The organism is Deinococcus piscis (assembly GCF_014653275.1).
GTDB lineage: Bacteria > Deinococcota > Deinococci > Deinococcales > Deinococcaceae > Deinococcus > Deinococcus piscis.
In genome coordinates this window covers 1-3063 of the sequence record NZ_BNAL01000067.1, presented here as the reverse complement: position 1 = coordinate 3063, position 3063 = coordinate 1, and the positions used below count along the sequence as shown (strand labels likewise).

4 protein-coding genes are annotated in these 3063 nt (G+C 57.3%); 1 reads left to right on the top strand and 3 read right to left on the bottom strand.

Going from position 1 to position 3063, the window contains the following annotated elements:
- Window positions 1-487 precede the first annotated feature (487 nt).
- Window positions 488-1222: a DUF72 domain-containing protein gene (locus IE158_RS13230; protein WP_229839134.1), complete on the top strand. Its 735-nt coding sequence runs from the start codon at window positions 488-490 to the stop codon at window positions 1220-1222.
- Here the strand turns inward: IE158_RS13230 and IE158_RS13225 are convergent.
- The 3 genes from IE158_RS13225 to IE158_RS13215 form a co-directional block, all read right to left on the bottom strand.
- Window positions 1219-1950, bottom strand: a complete 732-nt coding sequence (locus IE158_RS13225; RefSeq protein ID WP_189644175.1) for a hypothetical protein — start codon at window positions 1948-1950, stop codon at window positions 1219-1221. The genes IE158_RS13230 and IE158_RS13225 overlap by 4 nt on opposite strands.
- A 60-nt stretch (window positions 1951-2010) precedes the next feature.
- Window positions 2011-2487, bottom strand: a complete 477-nt coding sequence (locus IE158_RS13220) for a hypothetical protein (RefSeq protein WP_189644174.1) — start codon at window positions 2485-2487, stop codon at window positions 2011-2013.
- Between the two features lie 77 nt (window positions 2488-2564).
- Window positions 2565-2993 (bottom strand): hypothetical protein, encoded by a 429-nt coding sequence (locus IE158_RS13215; protein ID WP_189644173.1) that lies wholly within the window; start codon window positions 2991-2993, stop codon window positions 2565-2567.
- Window positions 2994-3063: the final 70 nt, after the last annotated feature.

Sequence of the window (3063 nt, the reverse complement as noted above, 5' to 3'; positions counted from 1 at the left end):
GCCAAGGCATCCACCGTGGGCCCTTAGTATCTTGACCCATCAAGATTTAAAAACGTTGTCTGCACCTCGTAGGTGCGACTCGGTGTTTCAAAAACAGGATTATGCTCTTGTTCTCGCATTGCTCTTCGTTTGTCATGCTGCTCGCCTCAACTGAGGCTCAGAAACTATACAAGCCCCGCGGGGGCGTGTCAACCCCTCTGCTTGTAGGAATCTTGAAGCTGAATTTCAACTCTGTTCCACTGCTGGAATTCTGCGCAGCCACAGAGGATTTTTCCCGTAACCCTCGAATTCGGATGGCTGACGGTATGACCAAGTCAAGGTCAGGCAGACTGAAGGCATGAGTGAAACCGATCCTGGAGCGATATGTAGGCCCGGATGGCCCGCAGTAAGATGGAGTCTTCTCTCGTACAAACAGAGGGCCTTGCCCCAGCCCGCGCTTAAGGCAACAATCTATGGAGATTGTCTTTCTAAAGGGGGGCCAGTTCACGTGAACACTCCAGGCATCCATCTGGGCTGTGCAGGGTGGAGCGTCGTCAGCGGACAGGCCCAGTTCGCAGAATTAGAGGGCACCCTGCTGGAGCGCTACGCCCAACGGCTGAATGCAGTGGAAATCAATTCTTCCTTCTACCGGCCACACCGCCGCAGTACCTACGCCAGGTGGGCCGCCAGCACACCGGACGCCTTTCGCTTTAGCGTGAAGGTGCCCAAAGCATTGACCCACACGGCCCGGTTAGGGGATACAGCCGGTCTGAGCGCCTTTGTGGAGCAGGCCAGCGGGCTGGGCGAGAAACTTGGCTGCCTGCTGGTGCAACTGCCCCCGAGTCTGGACTTTGACCCAGAGACTGCCCATGCCTTTTTCAGCGCTCTGCGGGAACAGAGCCCAGTGCCCACAGTCTGCGAACCGCGCCACACAGGCTGGTTTACGGCTGAGGCAGAAGCCCTGCTGATTCAGCACCATATCGGGCGGGTCGCGGCAGACCCGGTGCCTGGGCGGGTAGGACCAGTGGCCGCACAACCAGGCGGCAGCCCACAGACCATCTACTACCGCTGGCATGGTTCGCCGCGCATGTACTACTCGGCTTACGAGCAGCCTGTGCTTGAAGCTCTAGCCGCACAGATTCAGGCCACCGAAGCGCCAAATGTCTGGGTGATCTTCGACAATACAGCGGCGGGGGCAGCTGTAGAAAATGCTCTGGACTTGTCAGGGATGGTGGGCCTCTAGAAATCTACTGGCTTGAGGTCAGCCAGGCGTAGGAAACCGTGAGTACTGCGGCCACCCTCCCCCAGGTAACTGGCTTCAACAAAGGTGCGGTAGGTCTTGCGCACTGTGATCTGCTGGCCCGCAATCACGTAACTGCTGCCGCGACTGGCCGGGCTAGGAGCCTGGTAAAAGTAAGCCCGCTTGCTGGCCACCAGCAGCGTCTCAGGAAGAGAGATGCCGCAGACGAAACGGGTCAGGTCGGTGTTCTGACACTCAGAGGGCGGAACACTGTAACTGGTTTCCAGACGCTCGGGGCTCCGGCGGTACTGCTCTTGGGCCGTCAGTTCCCAGCGGCCAGCGCGCAGGCTGAATGTGTGACTGCTGCCCCAGCGCCAGCCAGAGCCGCCGTCGTGGTTGATGCGAATCCAGCCCTGTCCCGCTTGCACGCTGCTCAAGGGGTCGCCCCACGTTCCCCCACACTCCCGGCAAAACAGCACACTGTCGGCTTCAGCGCTCAGGCGAAAGCCATCTGCACCTCCCAACAGCACCAGCAGCTTGCGCGGGCCATCCGGTCGGGTGCCGTCTTCAATGACCAGCAGACGGTCGGTGTGGCCATCGCCATTCAGGTCTACCGCCTTGCCCTCTACCATTGAGAAACCTGACGGGATAAAAGGCGCGACCTGCGGATTGAGGGCCTGCGCGGTAGAAGCGAACAACGCGCAGGCCAAGGCGACGGTCAGGGGACGCATGACCCCAGACTAGAGCAGGCCGGAGGAAGGCAAACTTGCCCAGCCCACACGTCGCCAGCCCTAAAGTGTCACGTGGTAGGCAACCACCACCGGCACCAGGAACAGTGCCCCCAGCACGAACGACAGCGCCAGGTTGTGCTCAGCCACCAGTTCGCGGCGCAAGTAGCCTGAGACGCCCTCGCCCTTGCGGCGGGCTAAGGTGCCGAACACTGCCCACACGCCCACACTGAACAGCACCAGCGACAGCCCCACGGCCAGCGCCAGCCAGGCAAACGCCTGCGACCAGGGCAGGTCGGTCATGGGTGCAGGCGCGGCCACCATGCGGCTGAACAGCAGCGCAAAGCCTAGCGACGCCCAGAAAAACACGGCCCCGATGGCTGCCGTTTGGCGGTCCTCAATCTCGGCAGCCAGCTCACGCATGGGGACGCCCAGCACCGTGCGGATAAACAGCAGGCTAAGCAGCGTGGTGGGTACCCACACGGCCAGATTCCAGCCAATTTCGGTGAGGATGAGGGTCAGGAAGTCGCTGGGGGTCATAGAGATCAGTGTAGCGGAGAGAGGATATCGGCATGTCACACCACACAAGCCGAATAAAAATAGCATCAGCCCGACAACTAAAGATTATTTATATACGCAATCAATTCGTTAAGTTTGCTATTGTTCTTTTCCTCTTCCCATAGTTTTACTTGCGTGTAAAGGTAATAGAGAGTAGGGCGAGAGTCTTCCTGAAGGGATTCATGCAAATACTCATGGTCTAGATCAGACTCATATATTACAAGATTCTTATTAATACTCTTATCGTTAACGACAAGCCTCCATTCAAATTCTCTCTTCGATCTTTTGGTTTTTGATGTGTCGCTGTAGTCAGTAATGGCGGAGATAAGAGCATTGGCATGCTCAGATTCCACAGGAGGAAAGAGTTCGACCTCTATGAAGTTAACCTGTGCGGTATACCCTCTTTTCTCCATGGTTTGGTTCCAATCTACCCTTCCTCGGCGCGTTGCCTTTATAAGAGATAGGACAAGCTCACTATATTTTTTCACTTTATAAGTAGCTTCCGGGTGTAGACTAAGTCATCAGACGACTTGACCCCCAACTGACTCCTGAAGACGA